Raw genomic sequence first — 19181 nt, 5'->3', positions numbered from 1 at the left:
CCCCCTCGGGTAAGCGGCCATGACAGAACAGCAAACGCCGGAGCCACGCCGCGGCTCCGGGGCGGGACGGCGCCTCCGCGCGCTCGCCGATGGCGTCTCCAACGGCCTCAACGTGCTCGGCACGCTGCTGATCCTCGGCCTCGTCGTGCTGGTCAATGCCGACGTGATCGGCCGCGAGCTGTTCCTCGCGCCGATCTCCGGCGTACCGGAAATCGTCTCGATGTCGATCGTGGCGATCGTCTTCCTGCAGGTGTCGCAGGCCTTCCGCATGGGCCGCTTCACCCGCACGGACGCCTTTCTCGACCTGATCGCGGCACGGGCCCCGCGCCTGCGCCACGCTATCGAACTGGTCTATGCCAGCGCCGCGCTGGCGCTGATCTGGTTCGTGTTGTCGGCGAGCTATCCGCTGTTTCAAAAAGCCTGGGAACGCAACACCTATGTCGGCACGTTCGGCGACTTCACCGCGCCGGACTGGCCGGTGAAGCTGGTCATCCTGATCGGCTGCGCGGCGCTGATCATGCAAATGGCGATTTCCGGCCTGATCGCCGCCTACCTTACGGTGACCGGAGACGATGACGGCGCGGGCGGGGAGCGCGGACGATGAGCCCGTTCGAAATCGGTCTCGCCACGCTCGGCGCCATGGTCGTGCTCGTCTATGCCGGGCTGTGGGTGCCGATCGCATTGATGCTGTGCTCCTATGTCGGGGTCTGGCTGATCAAGGGCTCGCCGCTCCTGGCCGGCAAGCTTCTGGCGCTCGCGGCTTCCGAGACGATCTCGTCCTATTTCTTCGGCGTGGTGCCGCTTTTCGTGCTGATGGGGTTCCTGGTGTCCGTCACCGGCATGGGCCGTGACGCCTACGACGTCGCCGCCCAGCTTTTCCAGCGCCTGAAAGGCGGGCTCGGCGTCTCCACCGTCGCCGCCAACGCGATCTTCGCCGCCATTACCGGCATCTCGATCGCCTCGGCCGCCGTCTTCACCCGCATTGCCGTGCCGGAAATGGTGCGGCACGGCTATACCAAGCAGTTTTCGGTCGGCGTGGTCGCCGGCTCCTCGGTGCTCGGCATGCTGATTCCGCCGAGTCTGCTTCTCATTCTCTACGGGCTCTTGACCGAGCAATCGGTGGGCGATCTGTTCATCGCCGGCATCATTCCCGGCCTGCTTCTGGCCGCGATCTTCGCCGGCGGGGTGATCGCGATGGCCCGTTTCTGGCCGCGCTTCATCGGCGAGGACCTGTCCGGCGATCGGCTGCACAGCCTGTCGAGCCGCGAAATGATGGCCAAGGGACTGCCGATCGTGATCCTGATCCTCGTCGTGCTGGGCGGGATCTATCTGGGCGCCTTCACCCCGATCGAGGCCGGCGCCGTCGGCTGCCTCGGTGCGATCGTCATCGGCCTGTGGCGGCGCGCGCTCACCGTCTCCAGTTTCTGGAACGTGCTGACCGATACCGGACTGGTCACGGCCTCGGTCTGCTTCCTGATCATCGCGGCGCAGATGTATTCGCGTATGTTGGCGCTTTCGGGCGTGCCGAACGAGTTCGGCGCCTTCGTGGCGACCGCCGATATCGGCTTTTGGGGCGTGATCATCGCCTATGTGCTGCTGGTCATCGTCATGGGCACGATCCTCGATTCCTCCTCGATCATGCTGATCCTGGTGCCGTTGATGCTGCCGGTGCTGCAGCCGATGGGCGTCGACCTGGTCTGGTTCGGCATCGTCACGGTGATCGCGGTCGAGATCGGCCTGCTGACGCCGCCTTTCGGCATCTCCGTCTTCGTCATCAAGTCGACGCTCGACGACGACACGATCAGCCTCGGCGACATTTTCCGCGGCGCCGCCCCCTTCGCGCTGATGATGGCCGTCGTGCTCATCCTCGTGCTCGCCTTCCCCTCCCTTGCAACCCTGCCCCTAGGCCGTTGAGGACCACCCATGCCGCGCAGAATCGTCGACCTTTCCGTTCCGCTCGAAACCGATATCGCCTCGGACCCGCCAATGGCGCTGCCGAAGATCGACTATTTCGATCATCGAATGACGGCCGACCAGATCACCGGTTTCTTTCCCGGGCTCGACAAGGACCAACTGCCCAGCGGCGAAGGCTGGGCCGTCGAGCAGTTGAGCGTCTCCACCCATAACGGCACCCATCTCGACGCGCCCTGGCACTACGCCTCGACGATGAACAATGGCGAGCGCGCCATCACCATCGACGAGGTGCCGCTGGAATGGTGCTTCAATCCCGGGGTCAAGCTCGATTTCCGCCATTTCGAGGACGGCTATGTCGTTACCGCCGCCGATGTCGAGGCGGAACTGGCGCGCATCGGCCACACGCTCAACCCGCTCGACATCGTCGTGGTCAACACCACGGCCGGCGCGCATTACGGCAAGCCAGACTATGTCGCCAAGGGCTGCGGCATGGGGCGGGAGGCGACGCTTTACCTGCTGGAGCGCGGCGTGCGCGTGACCGGCACCGACGGCTGGAGCTGGGATGCGCCGTTCGTGCACACGGCGAAAAAATTCGCCGAAACGCACGACCCGAAAATCATCTGGGAAGGCCACCGCGCCGGGATGGAGATCGGCTACTGCCACCTGGAAAAGCTTGCCAATCTCGATCAGCTGCCGGCGACCGGCTACGAGATCGCCTGCTTTCCCTTCAAGATCAAGGCGGCCTCGGCAGGCTTCACCCGCGCCGTCGCCATTTTCAACGACTGAGGATCAGACCCATGGCCCGCAAGAACGACAAGGTCATCATCACCTGCGCGGTTACCGGCGGCGTGCACACGCCGACCATGTCGGACGCGCTGCCGATCACGCCCGACGAGATCGCGCGCCAGTCGATCGAGGCGGCCGAGGCCGGCGCGTCGATCATCCACCTGCACGCCCGCGATCCCGAGACCGGCAGGCCGACGCCGGACCCGGCGGTGTTCATGCAGTTCCTGCCGCGCATCAAGCAGGCCACAGACGCGGTCGTCAACATCACCACCGGCGGCGGGCTCGGCATGACCATCGAGCAGCGTCTGGCCGCGCCGCTTGAGGCCGAGCCGGAACTGTGCTCGCTCAACATGGGCTCGATGAATTTCGCGCTGCACCCGCTCGCCGGCAAATACAAGGACTGGAAATTCGACTGGGAAAAGCCGTTCCTGGAAGCCAGCGACGACTTCATCTTCCGCAACACCTTCCGCGACATCGGCTATATCCTCAAACATCTCGGCGAGGGCTGCGGCACGCGTTTCGAGCACGAATGCTACGATGTCGGCCATCTCTATAATCTGGCCCATTTCGTCGACCGGGGCCTGGTGAAGCCGCCCTTCCTGGTGCAGTCGATCTTCGGCATTCTGGGCGGCATCGGCGCGGAGATGGAAAACGTCATCTTCATGAAACAGACAGCCGACCGGCTGTTCGGCGACGATTATGTTTGGTCGGTGCTGGCGGCGGGCCGCTACCAGATGCCGTTCATCACCCAGGCCGCCATGCTGGGCGGGCATGTCCGTGTCGGGCTCGAGGATTCCCTGCATATCGGCCGGGGCACGCTGGCGAAATCCAATGCCGAGCAGGTCGCCAAGATCCGGAAAATCCTCGAGGAGCTCGGCCACACCATCGCCACGCCGGCCGAGGCCCGCGACATTCTGGAGTTGAAGGGCGGCGACCGGGTGAAATTCTGATGGCCGCGGCAATGCAGAAGGCGATGGTGCAATTCGACTGCCGGGGCACCGCGACCGGCAAGATGCGCAACGAGCTCGACGTGACAATGGTGCTGCCCTTCGAGGAGGGGCCGTTCGCGCTGGCCACCGACGAGGGCGCCTTCCACGGCGGCGACGCCAGCGCCCCGCCGCCGCTGGCGCTGTTCGTGGCCGGGCTGACCGGCTGCATCATGACCCAGATCCGCGCCTTCGCCAAACGGCTAGACGTCACGCTGAACGACCTGTCCGTCGATGCCCGCGTGCAATGGGACTGGCAGGCGGCGGGCCGGGTCTACGAAACCGCCCCGCGCGGTTTCGAGATCGATGTCTCGATCGACAGTCCGGACGCGGACGACAAGGTCGCCGCCCTGATCGAGACGGCGAAGAAGGGCTGCTTCATCGAGCAGACGCTGGGACGGCGGAACACCATCCGTCACCGGATGAAGACCGCGGACGGCTGGCAGGAGGTCTGAAATGACAAAAAACCCGATCGACGGCTTCACCGTCTCCAAAGCTGACATCCGCCATGTCGGCCGCGACCTGCAGCGGCCCGAATGCATTCTGGCCGAGCGCGACGGCAGCCTGTGGGCGGCCGACGCACGGTCCGGCGTCATGCATATCCGCCCCGACGGTTCGCAGGAACTGATCGCGCAAAGCCACGCCCAGGCCTTCGCCACCGCGGCCGACGACGCCAAGCGTTTTACCGAAGGCACCTTGCCGAACGGGCTCGCCTTCGCCCGCGACGGCTCGATCTACATCTCCAATTTCGGCACCGACTGCCTCGAGCTGATGACCCGCAATGGAGACACCAAAGTGCTGCTCGACCAGGTCGACGGCAAGCCGATCGGCAAGGTCAATTTCGTGCTGCGCGATTCCAGGGACCGGCTCTGGGTGACGGTCTCGACCCAGATCAGGAACTGGATGGAAGCCGCAGGCCGCCTGATCCGCGACGGGTCGATCCTGCTGGTGGAGGGCGAGCGCGTACGCACGGTAGCCGACGGCATCGCCTTCACCAACGAGATCCGCCTCGATGCCAAGGAGGAATGGCTCTATGTCGTGGAAACCACCGGCCGCAGGGTGATCCGCTTCCGCGTCGGCGAGGACGGCACGCTGTCGCAGCGCCAGACCTACGGGCCCGAGGACCACGGCGCCTTCATCGACGGCATCGCCTTCGACGCCTACGGCAATCTGTGGGGCACGCATGTGATGAGCGACCGCATCTTCGCCATCACGCCGGACGGCGATTTGCGCATCATCCTCGACGACGACAATCCCGGGCCGAGCCGGCGGCTGATGGAGGCGTTCGAAGCCGGCAAGGCGACGCCGGAATTGATGCTGGCCTGCGGCGGCACGATCGCGCCCTGGTTCGCCAGCGTCACCTTCGGCGGGCCGGATCTGCAAACGGTCTATATCGGTTCGCTGCGCGGCACCACCATTCCATCCTTTCGCAGCCCGGTCGCCGGACTGCCGATGGTGCACTGGAACGACGCGCGGCCGTAGACGCGCGCCGCGTCAAACCGCGAGCGCGACCCGGCCAGCCTCCCATCTGCCGGCATTGGCCAGCACGCGCTCGGGGTTCCGGTAGCGCGCACGCAGCAGGCGTTCGTAGACCGCGCCCTCCGCCACCCGGTCGAGCGGCGCCTTCGCCCCTTCCATGATCATCAGCGCCTCGGACAGCGCCTCGACCGTGCCCGACCCCTCGTCGAACTGCGCCTTCTTGCGCCAGATCAGATCGTGCGGCAGCAGGTCCTGGCAGGCCTTGCGCAGGACCCATTTTTCCGTGGTCGGGCCCGTGCTTTCGGCCGCGGACGGATCGGTGCGGCGCATTTTCAAGGAGGCGGGAATCGCCTGGGCGAAGGCGATCAGATCGCGGTCCAGGAAGGGCGTGCGCGCCTCCAGGCTCTCGGCCATGGTAATGCGGTCGACGCGCTGCAGATTGATGTTGTGCATCGTGGCCAGCGAACGGGTCAGTTCGTCGGCAAGAGCGCGCGGCCGGTCGACATAGGCGTGATGATAGGTGTAACCGGCGAACAGCTCGTCCGCGCCCTCGCCGGTCAGCACCGCCTTGACATGGCGGCGCGCCAGCGCGGCGGCGAAATGGGTCGGCACGGCGCTGCGCACCAGGTCCACATCCGCGCTTTCGAGATGGTAGATCACATGCGGCAGCACGCGCGCGACGTCGTCGGGGGTGAAGGCGTGTTCGAAATGCTCGCTGCCGATATGGGCGGCGACCCGCCGCGCCGCGACGAGGTCCGGGCTGCCGTCCAGCCCGACCGAAAAGGTCTTCAGCCGCGACGGCGCGGCCCTGGCCGCCAGCGCGGCGACGATGGAACTGTCGAGCCCGCCCGACAGGAAGGCGCCGACCTCGACATCGGCGACCATCCATTTCTTGACCGCGTCCTCCAGCACCAGACGCAATTCACGCCACGTCGCCTGTTCGTCGAGCCCCGTCTCGGGTTCGGCCGCGCCGTGGGGCAGGCGAAACCAGCGGCGCATGTCGCCATCGCTGTCGAAAAGGGAGCCGGGCGGTATCGCCTCGATGTCTGACACGGCCAAGCCGTCGAACGCCTTCAACTCGGAAGCGAAGGCGAAACCGCCGCCGAGCCGGGCGACGTAGAGCGGCTTGATGCCGAGCGGATCGCGCCCGGCAAGAATGCGTCCGCGCGTGGCGAGCACGAAAGCGAACATGCCGTCGAGCTGCGACACCCAGCGCTGGCTGGCCTTGCGCGACAGATGCAGGATCGTCTCCGAATCGCTTTTGGTTTCGAAGACGCTTTCTCCGAGGATGGCGCGCAGATCGACGTGATTGTAGATCTCGCCATTGACCACCAGAATGTCGTCGCCCTGATGGATCGGCTGCGCACCGTCCTGCGGTCCGATGATCGACAAACGGCAATGCGCCATTACCACCGGCGTGTGCGGGGCGCGGGCGACGGCGACGGCGTCCGGCCCGCGATGGGCGATCTTGTCGATCATCGCGGCGGCGAGCGCCTCGTCGCCGACGTTCCACAGACACACGAAACCGCACATGATCGTCTTCCTTCGCTTGTTCTTCCGGCGATGCGCGCGGCATCGCGCGCGATTGGCGGACCGTGAGCGGTGCCCGCCTGTCGGGCGGCCGCTGCCGCCAACCGGCAGCTGACGGAACGTTCGCCCCGACGGCAATGCCTAGCGCGAATTGTGCGCACCGTATGACACGAATCCGACGCCAATTCCCACCGCCGCCGGCTTTGCCCGGCGATTTGAGCCGACAAACCGGGAAACGGCATTTGCAAAATTGATTATGTTGTTATAACCAATTTTGCGCACACATATCAAACACTCTGTCAAAGAGGCTTCCGGAGGAACGAAAATGATCAGACATCTCACGCGCATCAAGCTGGCCCTCGCCGCCGCCGTGGCCCTACCCTGCACGGCCTTCGCCGAACCCGTCGAGATCTCCTACCTGACGCACTGGTCGCCCGACACGGTCGCGCTGCTGGAGGCGGCGGCGCAAAAATACCGCGGCGCCAATCCCGACGTGACCGTCACCGTCCAGGCCGTGCCGTTCGGCGACCTGTTGACGACCATCCGTTCCCAGGGCGGGGGAGCCGGCGGCCCGACGATTGCCAGCATCTACGATCTGTGGCTGCCTGAGCTGGTACGCGACGGGCTGGTCGAGAAGGCCCCGGACGCTGTCGCCGGCGAAGTCGGCACTGCATGGCCGGCGGGCATTGCCGCGGCGGCGAGCGTCGACGGCACCGTCTACGGCATCCCGAACGAGATCAATGTCTATGCGCTCAACTACAACAAAACCCTGTTCGAGGAGGCCGGCATCGCCGCGCCGCCCACGACCTGGGACGAGTTGAAGGCGGCGGCCGCGGCGATCACCAAGACCGAGGGCGGGCGCATCACCCGCCAGGGTTTCGGCATGATCAATTCCTGGCCGGCGGGCGTGGTCCATCCCTTCGCCTCGCTCTTGGTCTCCAATGGCGGCGACCTGGTTCTCGATGGCGAACCGGCGCTCGACAGCGTGGCGGCCGGCGAGACCTTCGCCCTCTACGAGACGATGATCGGCGAGGGTTATACCGATCCGGCCATGGGCACGGCCGACGCCAACACGACCGGCCCCTTCCTCGACAATTTCGTCTCCGGCAATACCGGTATGATCATCATGGCGAACTGGTGGGAAAGCGCGTTGCGCGCCGGCATGGGCGACGCCTTCGCCACGATCGGCACGGCGCCGATCCCGGTCGGACCGAGCGGCGATACCGCGCGCTCGATCTCCTATTCCTGGCTGACGGTGGTCAATGCCGGCGCCGAGGACGCCAGGCGCGAGGCGGCCTGGGACTTCCTGGCCTGGATCAACGGTCCGGAGTCGGGCGAGAACGGCGCTTCGGCGATGTCGGGCATCCTGATGTCGATGGGTATCCTGCCCTCGCGCAGCTCGGACGTGGAAGCCTATCAGGACAAGCTCGGTCGCGACTTCCTGGCCGGCTATGTGGACGTCTTGGCCAATGCAAAGGCCTTCCCCGTCGTGCCGGGCGGCCAGGAGTTCTCCGAAGCGTTGCAGCAAGTGATCGAAGCCCTGCAATATGGCCAGGTCACCGCCGCCGAGGCTCAGGCCAACGCCCAGGCGGACGCGGCCTCGATCCTGGAGCGCGCGCGCCAGTAGGTTGAAACGTGTGGGCCGGGCACGGACGCCTTCGTGTCCGGTCACGCGGCGAGCGGATGTGAGACCATGAGCAGGACAGCGAACGGACCGATCGGCCTCATGCTGGCCCCGGCGGTCGGCCTGATCGGGGTGTTCATCGTCATCCCGATGGCGTTGACCGTGTGGCTGTCCTTCCACGACTGGTCGACCCAGACGGGGTTCGCCACCGCGCGTTTCGTCGGCTTGCGCAACTATCACGACATTTTCGGGCCGATCTCGGTCGGCCGCGACTTCAAGCGCGCCTTCTCCAACACCGCGCTCTACACCGCCCTGTCGGTCGCCATCATCCTGCCGCTGTCGGTGCTGCTCGGTCTTCTGGTCTACCAGCGCCGCGTCGCCGGCGGCAACGTGCTGCGCACCATCCTGTTTTCCACCTACATGGTGCCGATGATCGCGGTCGCGCTGGTCTGGTCGAAGCTTTATTCGCCGAACGAAGGCCCGATCAACCAGATGCTCGGCTGGATCGGTTTCAGCCCGCAGCCGTGGCTGTCCTCGCCCGACACCGCGCTCCTGTCGATCGTGTTCCTGAACGTCTGGCAGCAGGTTGGCTATTTTACCGTCTTGGTCATCGCCGGGCTGACGCAGATTCCGACCGCGCTCTACGAGGCGGCGCGGATCGACGGCGCCAACCGGATGCAGGAATTTTTCGGCATCACCCTGCCGCTTCTCAAGCGCACGCTGCTGTTCAGCGCCGTCATCGCCGTCATCAACGCCGTGCAGGTGTTCGAGCCGGTCGCCCTGATTACCCAGGGCGGGCCGGCCGGCTCCACCAACGTGCTCACCTATCACATCCGCCGGGTCGGCATCGAACGGGCCCAGGGCGGGCTTGGCTCGGCGATGGCGGTCATGCTGATGCTCGCCTTGATCGTCGTCATCGTGGTGCTGTTTGCCTTCGCCCGTCGGAGGGACGAGGAATGAACCCGCGCACCGTCTCTCCGCCGCGCCGGCCTCGCATTCGCGTCGATGCGGCATCCGCCGGCCTGCGGCTGGCGATCGTGATCGCGGCGGTGGTCGCCGCCTTTCCGCTCGTTTGGATGGTGCTGTCGAGCTTCAAGACCCCGGCCGAAAGCATGCAGGTGCCGCCGGTCTGGCTGCCCGGCACGCCAACCTTGGACGCCTATGGCGAGGTCGCCGACGTCATCAATGCCGGCCGCTCGTTCTGGAACTCGGCGGTGATTGCAACCGTGACCACCGCCGGCATCCTGATCACCAGCCTGATGGCCGGCTACGCTTTCGCCAAATATCGCTTCCGTGGCCGCGACGCGCTGTTTGCGCTGCTGATCGCGACCATGTTCCTGCCGCCGATCGTCACCCTGATTCCGCTCTACCGGCTGGTCACGGCGATCGGCCTCAACGCCAGCCTGTTCGGGGTGATCGTGCCGCATCTGGCCAACGCTTTCGGCATCTTCCTGATGCGCCAGTTCATCGCCGGCGTGCCCGACGACCTGATCGACGCCGCGCGCGTCGACGGCGCCTCGGAACTCAGGATCGTTTTTTCCGTCGTCGCGCCGAGCGTGGTTCCGGCGCTCGCCGCGCTGACCCTGTTCGCCTTCGTCTATCACTGGAACACCTATCTGTGGCCGCTGACCGTGCTGCAAGGCAACAGCGACGACTACCCGATCGTCATCAGCCTGAGCCGGCTCCTGTCCTATAATCGCGGCGCCATGAACACTCATCTGGTCATGGCCGGCGCGACACTGGCGGTGCTGCCGCCGCTGGTGATGTTCGTTCTGCTGCAGCGCTTCTTCGTCGACAGCATCGTCAGTTCCGGGGTGAAGGGATGAGCGCGATCCTCGCCATCGATCTCGGCGGCACCAATCTGCGCGCCGCGATCGCCCGGCCGGGCCGGGCGGCCCCGCTCGAGCCGGTCGGCCGCTGGGCCGCGCCCGCCTGCCTAGAGGATTTCGTCGCCCTGATCGGCACTCTGGTTCAGCAGCATCAGGCGGCACGCGTCGGCCTCGCGGTGCCGGGTCTGGTGTTGGGCACGCGCTGCGCCTGGATCCCCAACCTGCCCTGGCTCGAGGGCGCGGACCTGGCCACGCTCGTACCCGACACGCCGGTGGCGGTCGGCAACGACGCCCATATGACGCTTCTGGGCGAGGCCAGCGCCGGGGCAGCGCGCGGCATGGCAGACGCGCTTCTGCTTGCGATCGGCACCGGCATCGGCTCGGCGGTGCTGGCCGGCGGACGTATTCTTCGGGGCGCGCATGGCGGCGCGACCTCGTTCGGCTGGGCGTGCGCGGACCCGGACGATCCCGGCGACGGGCGCGCCGGCTGGCTCGAACGGCAGGCGGCCGGCCGCGCGCTCGACGAAATCGCACGCAACAACGGCATGGCCGACGGCGGCACGCTGATCGTCCGCGCGCGCACCGGCGACGCCGCCGCCAACGCATTGCTCGACCGGCCGGCGGCGGCACTCGGCGCCAGCCTCGCCGGCGCCGTCGCGCTGACCGACCCGCAAATCGTCATCGTCGCCGGCGGTGTCGCGGCCGGGTTCGACGTGATCGAGCACCGCGTCGCGGCGGCGATGCGGCGCCAATTGCCGCCGCATCTGCGCCAAATCGAGATCCGGCCGGGCCAACTCGGCGACACCGCCGCGCTCGCAGGCGCGGCGGCCGCGGCAGCCGGCAGCACTTTGTGGGAGACGACGGCATGAGCGAACTCGGCAACACCGCCCTGCCCGACCGGCGCCGGCCCGAGCCGCTGTGGCACCAGGCCGAAACCGCGATGCGCGAGCTGATCGCAAACGGCACCTGGACCGACGGCATGCAATTGCCGAACGAGGCGCGGCTGAGCAGCCTGCTCGGGGTCAGCCGCATCACCGTGCGCCATGCCCTGCGCAACATGGAAGAATCCGGCCTGCTGCGGCGCGAGCACGGCCGCGGCACCTTCGTGCGGTCCTCGCGGGTGATCGCCGGGGTGCGCGGCCTGACCAGCTTCACCCAGGAAATGGCCGGCCTCGGCCTGAAAGTGGGCTCGCGCCTGCTCGATCTGGGCGAGGAAGCGGCTTCGCCCGAGGTTGCGACGGCGCTGGAAATCCACGATGGCGCGCCGGTGGTCAAGCTGCGCCGCCTGCGGCTGGGCAACGAGGCGCCGATCGGCCTGCAGACGGCCTATCTGCCGGCCGCGCGCGTGCCCGGCCTGGTGTCGCTGCACCGGCCCTCCGCGTCGCTCTACGAAACGCTGAAGCGCAATTTCTCGATCGCGCCGCGCGAGGCGCGGGAAGTCTACCGGGTCGGCACGGCCACGGCAGAGGACGCCGCCCTGCTCGGCATCGCGCCCGGCAGTCCGGCCTTCGTCGTCGAACGCATCACCTGCGACGCGATCGGCCCGTTCGAATTCGTCCACTCCATCATGCGCGGCGATCGCTACGAGATCCGCTCGCGCCTTCATCTTTAACTGCAAGGGAAAGGCATTTCACACCCATGTCCACGCTTTACATCAGCCGCCTGATCGAACTCGCCGAGGAGGCCGCACGAACCAACCAGGAGGCCCTCGACACGGTGTCGACGAAACTCGCCGGCTCGCTCGCCGATGGCGGCCTGGTCCATCTCTACGGTTCCGGCCACTCGGTCCTGCCGTGCCAGGAGGCGTTTCCGCGCTACGGCTCCTATGTCGGGTTCAACCCGCTCACCGATCCGCGGCTGATGTGGCACAACGTGCTCGGCGCGGGCGGCGTGCGCGAACTGCTGTGGCTGGAGCGCACCGAAAACTACGCCGAAAAATTTCTCGACCACCAGCCGCTCAATCCCGGCGATTCGATCGTCATCTTCGGCCATAGCGGCCGCAACGCCTCCGGCATCGAGACCGCGCTCTACGCTAAGAAACGCGGCCTGTTCGTTGCCGCGATCACCTCGACCCATAATCTCGACAAGCCGGCCACCCATTCGTCCGGCAAGCGGCTGGGCGACATCGCCGACGCGATCGTCGACACGCGCGCGCCGATCGAGGATTCGATCGTCAAGGTGGACGGCTGGTCGCGGCCGGTCTCCGGGTCCTCGACCGTGCTTGCGATGATGCTGATGCACGAACTGATCGCGCGCACCGCGCAAAAGCTCGCCGATCGCGGCATCGAACTGCCGACCTTCGCCTCGCCGACGATCGCCGGGGTGACGCTGGCCGACACCGACCTGATCTACGGCCAGTACCGCGAACGCATGATCGAGGCGCAGCAAAAGCATCTCGGTCATTTCAAGGACCGCATGAAGGGCTCGGCGTAAGCCGGCCCGCGACGGACTTTTGTAAAGGGGCGCGGAACGCCATGGCAACGGTCAGGCTCGACGGTATCGAAAAGGCCTATGGCCATCTCCGGGTGATCAAGGGCGTCGACCTGGACGTGGCCGATGGCGAGTTCATCGTCTTCGTCGGCCCGTCCGGCTGCGGGAAGTCGACGCTGCTGCGCATGATCGCCGGCCTGGAGGAGATTTCCGGCGGCGATCTTCATATCGGCGGCGAGCGCTGCAACGAAAAGGCGCCGAAGGATCGCGGCATCGCCATGGTGTTCCAGAGCTACGCGCTCTATCCGCACAAGACCGTCTACCAGAACATGGCCTTCGGCCTGAAGCTGGCGCGCCGGCCGAAGGCGGAGATCGAGACCAGGGTGAGCGAGGCCGCGCGCATCCTGCAGATGGAACACCTGCTCGACCGGCGCCCGAACCAGCTTTCGGGCGGCCAGCGCCAAAGGGTGGCGATCGGCCGGGCGATCGTGCGCGATCCGCAGGTCTTCCTGTTCGACGAGCCGCTGTCCAATCTCGACGCCGCGCTGCGCGTCAGCACGCGGCGCGAGATCGCCAAGCTCCACGCCGATCTCGGCGCGACGATGATCTACGTCACCCACGACCAGGTCGAGGCGATGACGCTCGCCGACCGCATCGTCGTGCTCGACGCCGGCAGCGTCCAGCAGATCGGCACGCCGATCGAGCTCTACGATCGGCCGCAAAACCTGTTCGTGGCCGGGTTCATCGGCTCGCCGAAGATGAATTTCCTCGCCGCCGAGATTGTCGGCCCCGACGCAAACGGCCTGCGCGTCAGCAGTCCCGAAACCGGCGAATTGCTGGTGACGGATCGCGACATGCAGGGTCTTGCGCCAGGCGCGCCGGTCACGCTCGGCATCCGGCCCGAACATCTCGTTCCCGCCGCCGACGCAAATGGCGACCTGCTGGCAACGGTGCGCCTGGTCGAACGGCTCGGCGATCAGACGCTCTTGGAGGTGGAGACGCAATCGGGCGCCACGCTGGTGGCCAAGGCGCCGCCCGAGCGGCGCTTTGCGCCCGGCGCGACGGTCGCGCTCAACCTTGTGGCCGGCAAGACGCATCTGTTCGACCGCAACGGCAAGGCGGTCGCCCGGCGCGAACCGTAACCATCGCTGCGCCCCGCTCCCGAGCGCACCCTTGCGAACGAAGTGGCACTGTGTGTTCGAAATCCGTGAATTTGGAGCGGGCGATGGGAATCGAACCCACGACATCAAGCTTGGGAAGCTTGCGTTCTACCTCTGAACTACGCCCGCATTCGCGCCATTAATCGGCGAGCGGCGGGCGTGCGTCAAGCGGAATCGCCACACGAACGCCGCCGCCGTCAACGCCGCCTGTAGAAAAAATAACGGCCCTCGGCCACACTCGGCGGCAGGGAGAGCGCTTCCAGCCTGTCATGCTCGAGCGGCATGCCGCTGACGGCCAAACCGCCGGGGCGCAGCAGCGGCGCGACGACACCGGCAAGCCAGGCGATGGTGGCGTCGTCGACCTCGGCATAGCCGGTGGCGATGTCGCAATGGACGAGTGCTGCGCCGATGCCGGCGAAGGCGTCGGCGCGCTCGCGGATCTCGCCCTCGACGAAATCCTCCGGCGCCGGCCTGGACGCGGCGAAGGCCGACATCTTGCGGTCGAAGACGAGAATACGGCGTTGCGGGAACAGGGCGCGCAGATGGTCGAAGGTGCGGCCGTTGCCGAGCCCCAGTTCCACCACCGGCCCGTCGATTTCGGCGAGCCGGCGCGCCGCCTCGTCGAGCAGATCGCGCTGTGCGCTCATGCGGCGGATGAAGGAGTCGAGGCGGCTCATTCGATTGTCCCGCGATCGGAGGGCGACGCCAGGCCGAGGCCCAGGCGGACCCGGCACCAACCAGCATCGCATAGGCCGGAGGGGGGCGTGAAGTCACGATGATAATTCGCCGCGGCTCTGGCCACGGCGCCGACGAGCCCCTATCTGGCGGCAACGGTCCACCGCGACCGCGATGCCGACCTTGCCACCCTGCCGGAGCCCGCCGCCGTGAACCAGCTCAAATCTCTGATCGAATCCCGTCGCTTCGATCTCGCCATCACCGTCCTGATCGTCATCAACGCGATCACGCTGGGCCTGGAGACGTCGGAGCGCGCGATGAACGCCGCCGGCCCGCTGCTGGTGGTGATCGACCGGGCGATCCTGGCGGTGTTCGTGGCCGAGTTGCTGGCCCGGTTTATCGTCTACCGGGCCGATTTTTTCCGCGACCCGTGGCGCATTTTCGACCTGGTGGTCGTCGGCATCGCGTTGATGCCGGCCACCGGCAACCTGTCGGTGCTGCGCGCGTTGCGCATCCTGCGCGTGCTCAGGATCATCGGCATGGTGCCGTCGCTGCGCCGCGTCGTCGGCGGGCTGATCGCTGCGCTGCCGGGCATGGGCTCGATCATGCTGCTGCTGTCGCTGGTCTATTACGTGTTTTCGGTCATGGCGACCAAGCTGTTCGGCGCGGCCTTTCCAGACTGGTTCGGCAGCATCGCGCTGTCGGCCTATTCGCTGTTCCAGATCATGACGCTGGAAAGCTGGTCGATGGGCATCGTGCGGCCGGTGATGGAGGTCTTCCCCTGGGCGTGGCTGTTCTTCATCCCCTTCATCGTGTCGACCACCTTCACCGTGCTCAACCTGTTCATCGGCATCATCGTGTCGGCCATGCAGGAGGAGCACGACGCCGAGGCGACGGCGGAACGCCAGGCCCTGCAAAGCGAGCAGGAACTGATCCTGGCCGAAATCCGGGCGCTGCGCGAGGAGTTGCGCCAGCGCGCCGAAACAAGCAAGACTTGAGCCACGGCCGTTCGGGCCGTGAAGCGTTAGCGCCAAGGGGGACGATCGATGCGCCGGTTCCTGAAAATCGCGGCCGCCGCCGCCGTGCTGGTCGTGGCGATCGGGCTCGGCATCTTCTTTTTCGTCGCGCCGGCGATGGTCGAGCGCTCGATGAACCAGGTGCTGGTTGCGCCGCCCTACGAGGCGACGGCGGCCGCCCGGCGCCTGCACGAGACGCTGGTTGTCGCCGACATGCACGCGGATTCGCTTTTGTGGGGCCGCGACCTGCTCGAACGCGGCGAACGCGGCCATGTCGACATTCCCCGGCTGATCGAGGGCAATGTCGCCGTGCAGATGTTCACCCTGGTTTCCAAGACCCCGAGCGGCCTCAATATCGAGCGCAACGCCGACGACAGCGACAACGTCACCTGGCTCGCCATCGGCCAGCGCTGGCCGCTGCGCACCTGGTTCAGCCTCAAGCAGCGCGCGCTCTACCAGGCCGAAAGGCTGCACGCGATGGCGGACGCCTCGAACGATCGCTTCGTCATCGTCAAGACCAAGGCCGATCTGACGGCGTTTCTCGAACGCCGCAAATCCGAACCGGAGATCGTCGCCGGCATTCTCGGCATCGAGGGCGCGCAGGTTCTGGAGGGCGACCCCGCCAATGTCGACGCCATGTTCGCGGCCGGCTACCGGATGATGGCGCCGACCCATTTCTTCGACAATGAAATGGCCGGCTCGGCGCACGGCATCGACAAGGGCGGCCTGACCGAGGCCGGCCGGAAGATGATCGCGCGCATGGAGGAGATCGGTATGATCGTCGACATCGCGCACGGCTCGCAGAAGCAGATCGACGAGGTGCTGGCCATGGCGACCCGGCCGGTCGTGGTGTCGCATGGCGGGGTCAAGGGAACCTGCGACAACAACCGCAATCTCAGCGACGGGCAATTGCGCGCCATCGCCGCCAATGGCGGACTTGTCGGCATCGGCTATTGGGACACGGCTGTGTGCGGCACCGATCCGGCCGCGATCGCCCGGGCGCAGAAATACGTGATCGACCTGATCGGGGCCGAGCATGTCGGTCTCGGTTCCGACTATGACGGCGCCGTCGACGTGCCGTTCGACACCACCGGCCTGCCGCTCCTGACCGAGGCCTTGCTTGCCGAAGGGTTGGGAGAGCGGGACGTCGCGCGGGTGATGGGCGGCAACCAGATTCGGCTCCTGGCCGAGCTCCTGCCGGACTGAGCGCGGGCCCGCGGGCAGCGCCGGCTCAGCGGAAATGTTTCGACAGTTTCAGGCCCTGGGCCTGATAGTTGGAGCCGAGATCGGCGCCGTAGAGCGCGCCGGGCGCGGAGGCCATGTGCTCGTAGACCAGCCGGCCGACGACCTGACCGTGCTCGAGGATGAACGGCACCTCGTGGCTGCGCACTTCCAGAACGGCGCGGCTGCCGGTGCCGCCTGCGGCCGAATGGCCGAAGCCTGGGTCGAAGAAACCGGCATAGTGGACGCGGAACTCGCCGACCAGCGGATCGAAGGGCGTCATCTCGGCGGCGTAGCCGGGGGGAACGTGCACGGCCTCGCGCGAAACCAGGATGTAGAACTCGTCGGGATCGAGGATCAGTTCGCGCCGGTCGCGAATGTCGAGCGGCTCCCAGAAATCGCGGACATCGTGCGCGGCGCGCTGGTCGACGTCGATCAGCGCTGTGTGATGCTTGGCCCGGTAGCCGATCAGGCCGCCGTCACCGCCCGCCCCCTCGAGGTCGATCGACAGAGCGATGCCGCCCCCGGTGATGTTGGGCGTGTCGGAGGCGACCAGCGTTTCGGCGTCGTGCAGGGCCAGAAGCGCATCCTCGTCGAGCGCCGCGCGGCCGCGGCGGAAGCGGATCTGCGACAGGCGCGAGCCGGTGCGCACGACGATCGGAAAGGTGCGCGGGCTGACCTCGAGATAGAGCGGGCCCTTGTAGCCGGCGGGGATCTTGTCGAATTCGGGTCCGAAATCGGCCATGACGCGGGTGAAGATGTCGAGCCGGCCGGTGGAGCTTTTCGGGTTGGCGGCCGCCGATACGCCCTCGCCCAGATCCAGCGCCTCCAGAAGCGGGACGATGTAGACGCAGCCCGTTTCCAGAACCGCACCGCCCGTCAGGTCGACCTCGTGCAGTTTCAGCCGATCGAGCTTGTCGATGACACGATGGCGCGGACCGGGCAGGAAGCTCGCCCGCACGCGATAGGCTTTTTCGCCCAGGCGCAGGTCGAGGCTTGCCGGTTGTATCTGGTCGGCGTCGAGCGGGATCGGCGCGGCGAGCGCACCCGTCTCGAACAGGGCCGAGATTTCGTGATCGGGCAGAATGCCAGTCTTGCGCAAGGTCGGCGGCTCCCGGGCCAATCGACAGTCATGTTTCGGGCGCGGCGAGCATTAGCGGAGCAAATTGTTGACGCAAGGCCGGCAGCCGTTTATTGGACACTTATCCCGTGGTGATTTGGCCGGTCGGCTTGCAGCCACGTTAAACAAGTCGCTAAAGGGCCGAACGCAAGCCGGTTCGCGACTTTCCGCGACCGGTTTTTTTGTGTTCGAGGCAAGGCCATGACAAGCGAAACGAAGCGCAACTGGAAACCCGCGACCGCCTTGGTTCACGGCGGCACCCAGCGCTCCGCCTTCGGCGAGACCTCCGAGGCGCTCTACCTGACGCAGGGCTTCGTTTACGACAGCGCCGAGGCGGCCGAGGCGCGCTTCAAGGGCGAGGCGCCCGGCTTCATCTATTCACGCTACGCCAATCCCACGGTCGACATGTTCGAACGGCGCATGTGCGAACTGGAGGGCGCCGAAGACGCCAGGGCAACCGCATCCGGCATGGCGGCGGTGGCGGCGGCGCTGCTGTGTTCGCTCGGTGCCGGCGATCATGTCGTCGCCGCGCGGGCCTTGTTCGGCTCGTGTCGGTGGATCGTGGAAACGCTGATGCCGAAATACGGCATCGAGACGACGCTGGTCGACGGCACCGACATCGACGCCTGGAAAAGCGCGGTACGCGCCAACACCAAGCTGTTTTTCCTCGAAAGCCCGACCAATCCGACGCTGGAGGTGATCGACATCGCCGCCGTCGCCGCGATCGCCAATGAGTGCGGCGCGCGGCTGGTGGTCGACAACGTGTTCGCCACGCCGCTGCAGCAAAAGCCGCTCGCGCTCGGCGCGCATGTCGTGGTCTATTCGGCAACCAAGCATATTGACGGCCAGGGCCGCTGCCTGGGTGGCGTCGTCCTGTCGGACAAGGCCTGGATCGACGACAAGCTGCACGACTATTTCCGCCATACCGGGCCGAGCCTGTCGCCGTTCAACGCCTGGACGCTGCTCAAGGGGCTGGAAACGCTGCCGTTGCGGGTACGCCAGCAGACCGAAAGCGCCGCCCGGATCGCGGGCCATCTCGCCTGCCACCCGGCGATCGAGCGCGTCGTCTATCCCGGCCGCAACGACCACCCGCAGGCCGACATCGTCGCGCGGCAGATGACGGGCGGCTCGACCCTAATCTGCTTCGACGTCAAGGGCGGCAAGAGCGCGGCCTTTTCCTTCCAGAACGGGCTCGACCTGGTCCGTATCTCAAACAATCTCGGCGACGCCAAGAGCCTGATTACCCATCCGGCGACGACCACGCACAAGAACCTCGCCGAGGCGGCGCGGCTGGAGCTCGGCATCAATGCGGGCACGGTCAGGCTTTCGGTGGGGCTCGAAGACGCCGACGACCTGATCGACGATCTCGACCGGGCGCTGGCCCGGGCGGCCTGATCCTGGCGGCCCGTCG

At 66.6% G+C, this 19181-nt stretch carries 19 protein-coding genes, 1 tRNA gene and 1 riboswitch; of the genes, 16 read left to right on the top strand and 4 right to left on the bottom strand.

Annotated features, from left to right (window positions below):
* Nucleotides 1–19: 19 nt before the first annotated feature.
* The 6 genes from EP380_RS01275 to EP380_RS01250 are packed head-to-tail and all read left to right on the top strand — an operon-like array spanning nt 20 to nt 5168.
* Entirely contained in the window at nt 20–604 is a 585-nt protein-coding gene (locus EP380_RS01275) for a TRAP transporter small permease subunit (RefSeq protein WP_127595769.1), read from the top strand.
* On the top strand, nt 601–1914 hold the full coding sequence (locus tag EP380_RS01270; RefSeq protein WP_127595765.1) for a TRAP transporter large permease: 1314 nt from the start codon (nt 601–603) through the stop codon (nt 1912–1914). Before EP380_RS01275 ends, EP380_RS01270 begins: the two co-directional genes overlap by 4 nt.
* 9 nt (nt 1915–1923) lie before the next feature.
* Entirely contained in the window at nt 1924–2700 is a 777-nt protein-coding gene (locus tag EP380_RS01265; protein ID WP_127595762.1) for a cyclase family protein, read from the top strand.
* 11 nt (nt 2701–2711) lie between these two features.
* Nucleotides 2712–3650, top strand: a complete 939-nt coding sequence (kce, locus tag EP380_RS01260) for a 3,5-dioxohexanoate:acetyl-CoA acetone transferase (RefSeq protein WP_106572153.1) — start codon at nt 2712–2714, stop codon at nt 3648–3650.
* Complete coding sequence (locus EP380_RS01255) at nt 3650–4141, top strand: OsmC family protein (RefSeq protein ID WP_106572152.1); 492 nt, start codon at nt 3650–3652, stop codon at nt 4139–4141. The genes kce and EP380_RS01255 overlap by 1 nt, the downstream gene beginning before the upstream one ends.
* Nucleotide 4142: 1 nt before the next feature.
* Nucleotides 4143–5168 carry an SMP-30/gluconolactonase/LRE family protein gene (locus EP380_RS01250; RefSeq protein WP_106572151.1) on the top strand — a complete coding sequence of 342 codons (1026 nt, stop codon included), beginning with the start codon at nt 4143–4145 and terminating at the stop codon, nt 5166–5168.
* 12 nt (nt 5169–5180) lie between these two features.
* On the opposite strand, the gene asnB is transcribed toward EP380_RS01250, so the two are convergent.
* On the bottom strand, nt 5181–6698 hold the full coding sequence (asnB, locus tag EP380_RS01245) for an asparagine synthase (glutamine-hydrolyzing) (protein WP_127595759.1): 1518 nt from the start codon (nt 6696–6698) through the stop codon (nt 5181–5183).
* Between the two features lie 322 nt (nt 6699–7020).
* Between asnB and EP380_RS01240 the strand changes: the two genes are divergently transcribed.
* From EP380_RS01240 to EP380_RS01210, 7 genes are all read left to right on the top strand, one after another.
* Nucleotides 7021–8322 carry an ABC transporter substrate-binding protein gene (locus EP380_RS01240; protein WP_127595756.1) on the top strand — a complete coding sequence of 434 codons (1302 nt, stop codon included), beginning with the start codon at nt 7021–7023 and terminating at the stop codon, nt 8320–8322.
* A 66-nt stretch (nt 8323–8388) separates the two neighbouring features.
* Complete coding sequence (locus tag EP380_RS01235; RefSeq protein WP_127595753.1) at nt 8389–9279, top strand: carbohydrate ABC transporter permease; 891 nt, start codon at nt 8389–8391, stop codon at nt 9277–9279.
* Entirely contained in the window at nt 9276–10145 is an 870-nt protein-coding gene (locus tag EP380_RS01230) for a carbohydrate ABC transporter permease (protein WP_106572147.1), read from the top strand. The genes EP380_RS01235 and EP380_RS01230 overlap by 4 nt, the downstream gene beginning before the upstream one ends.
* On the top strand, nt 10142–11017 hold the full coding sequence (locus EP380_RS01225; protein WP_127595750.1) for an ROK family protein: 876 nt from the start codon (nt 10142–10144) through the stop codon (nt 11015–11017). The genes EP380_RS01230 and EP380_RS01225 overlap by 4 nt, the downstream gene beginning before the upstream one ends.
* Nucleotides 11014–11760: a GntR family transcriptional regulator gene (locus tag EP380_RS01220; protein ID WP_127595747.1), complete on the top strand. Its 747-nt coding sequence runs from the start codon at nt 11014–11016 to the stop codon at nt 11758–11760. The genes EP380_RS01225 and EP380_RS01220 overlap by 4 nt, the downstream gene beginning before the upstream one ends.
* 26 nt (nt 11761–11786) lie before the next feature.
* Nucleotides 11787–12581, top strand: coding sequence for a sugar isomerase domain-containing protein (locus EP380_RS01215; protein ID WP_106572144.1), 795 nt, complete (start codon nt 11787–11789; stop codon nt 12579–12581).
* 41 nt (nt 12582–12622) lie between these two features.
* Nucleotides 12623–13720 (top strand): ABC transporter ATP-binding protein, encoded by a 1098-nt coding sequence (locus EP380_RS01210; protein WP_127595743.1) that lies wholly within the window; start codon nt 12623–12625, stop codon nt 13718–13720.
* Between the two features lie 72 nt (nt 13721–13792).
* On the opposite strand, the gene EP380_RS01205 is transcribed toward EP380_RS01210, so the two are convergent.
* Nucleotides 13793–13867: transfer RNA gene (locus EP380_RS01205), tRNA-Gly, on the bottom strand.
* Between the two features lie 68 nt (nt 13868–13935).
* Nucleotides 13936–14415: a class I SAM-dependent methyltransferase gene (locus EP380_RS01200; RefSeq protein ID WP_127595740.1), complete on the bottom strand. Its 480-nt coding sequence runs from the start codon at nt 14413–14415 to the stop codon at nt 13936–13938.
* A 207-nt stretch (nt 14416–14622) separates the two neighbouring features.
* Here EP380_RS01200 and EP380_RS01195 point away from each other — a divergent pair, with 207 nt between their 5' ends.
* Together EP380_RS01195 and EP380_RS01190 are read left to right on the top strand one after the other, a co-directional pair.
* Nucleotides 14623–15411, top strand: coding sequence for an ion transporter (locus tag EP380_RS01195; RefSeq protein ID WP_106572141.1), 789 nt, complete (start codon nt 14623–14625; stop codon nt 15409–15411).
* Between the two features lie 48 nt (nt 15412–15459).
* On the top strand, nt 15460–16635 hold the full coding sequence (locus tag EP380_RS01190; RefSeq protein WP_127595737.1) for a dipeptidase: 1176 nt from the start codon (nt 15460–15462) through the stop codon (nt 16633–16635).
* 25 nt (nt 16636–16660) lie between these two features.
* Here the strand turns inward: EP380_RS01190 and EP380_RS01185 are convergent, their stop codons facing one another.
* Complete coding sequence (locus tag EP380_RS01185) at nt 16661–17773, bottom strand: 2'-deoxycytidine 5'-triphosphate deaminase (protein ID WP_420845824.1); 1113 nt, start codon at nt 17771–17773, stop codon at nt 16661–16663.
* A gap of 76 nt (nt 17774–17849) precedes the next feature.
* A riboswitch (SAM riboswitch) is annotated at nt 17850–17927 on the top strand.
* A 44-nt stretch (nt 17928–17971) separates the two neighbouring features.
* Here EP380_RS01185 and EP380_RS01180 point away from each other — a divergent pair.
* Nucleotides 17972–19165 carry an O-succinylhomoserine sulfhydrylase gene (locus EP380_RS01180; RefSeq protein ID WP_127595729.1) on the top strand — a complete coding sequence of 398 codons (1194 nt, stop codon included), beginning with the start codon at nt 17972–17974 and terminating at the stop codon, nt 19163–19165.
* Nucleotides 19166–19181 lie beyond the last annotated feature (16 nt).

It is taken from the genome of Nitratireductor alexandrii, from assembly GCF_004000215.1.
Taxonomy (GTDB): Bacteria; Pseudomonadota; Alphaproteobacteria; order Rhizobiales; family Rhizobiaceae; genus Mangrovimarina; species Mangrovimarina alexandrii.
The sequence above is the reverse complement of the archived record's forward strand: the minus strand, read 5'-3'. Positions and strand labels throughout refer to the sequence as shown.

Coding starts and splice junctions, on each gene's coding strand:
- EP380_RS01275 (WP_127595769.1), top strand. CDS start 20: ATGACAGAACAGCAAACGCCGGAGCCACGCCGCGGCTCCGGGGCGGGA.
- EP380_RS01270 (WP_127595765.1), top strand. CDS start 601: ATGAGCCCGTTCGAAATCGGTCTCGCCACGCTCGGCGCCATGGTCGTG.
- EP380_RS01265 (WP_127595762.1), top strand. CDS start 1,924: ATGCCGCGCAGAATCGTCGACCTTTCCGTTCCGCTCGAAACCGATATC.
- kce (WP_106572153.1), top strand. CDS start 2,712: ATGGCCCGCAAGAACGACAAGGTCATCATCACCTGCGCGGTTACCGGC.
- EP380_RS01255 (WP_106572152.1), top strand. CDS start 3,650: ATGGCCGCGGCAATGCAGAAGGCGATGGTGCAATTCGACTGCCGGGGC.
- EP380_RS01250 (WP_106572151.1), top strand. CDS start 4,143: ATGACAAAAAACCCGATCGACGGCTTCACCGTCTCCAAAGCTGACATC.
- asnB (WP_127595759.1), bottom strand. CDS start 6,698: ATGTGCGGTTTCGTGTGTCTGTGGAACGTCGGCGACGAGGCGCTCGCC.
- EP380_RS01240 (WP_127595756.1), top strand. CDS start 7,021: ATGATCAGACATCTCACGCGCATCAAGCTGGCCCTCGCCGCCGCCGTG.
- EP380_RS01235 (WP_127595753.1), top strand. CDS start 8,389: ATGAGCAGGACAGCGAACGGACCGATCGGCCTCATGCTGGCCCCGGCG.
- EP380_RS01230 (WP_106572147.1), top strand. CDS start 9,276: ATGAACCCGCGCACCGTCTCTCCGCCGCGCCGGCCTCGCATTCGCGTC.
- EP380_RS01225 (WP_127595750.1), top strand. CDS start 10,142: ATGAGCGCGATCCTCGCCATCGATCTCGGCGGCACCAATCTGCGCGCC.
- EP380_RS01220 (WP_127595747.1), top strand. CDS start 11,014: ATGAGCGAACTCGGCAACACCGCCCTGCCCGACCGGCGCCGGCCCGAG.
- EP380_RS01215 (WP_106572144.1), top strand. CDS start 11,787: ATGTCCACGCTTTACATCAGCCGCCTGATCGAACTCGCCGAGGAGGCC.
- EP380_RS01210 (WP_127595743.1), top strand. CDS start 12,623: ATGGCAACGGTCAGGCTCGACGGTATCGAAAAGGCCTATGGCCATCTC.
- EP380_RS01200 (WP_127595740.1), bottom strand. CDS start 14,415: ATGAGCCGCCTCGACTCCTTCATCCGCCGCATGAGCGCACAGCGCGAT.
- EP380_RS01190 (WP_127595737.1), top strand. CDS start 15,460: ATGCGCCGGTTCCTGAAAATCGCGGCCGCCGCCGCCGTGCTGGTCGTG.
- EP380_RS01180 (WP_127595729.1), top strand. CDS start 17,972: ATGACAAGCGAAACGAAGCGCAACTGGAAACCCGCGACCGCCTTGGTT.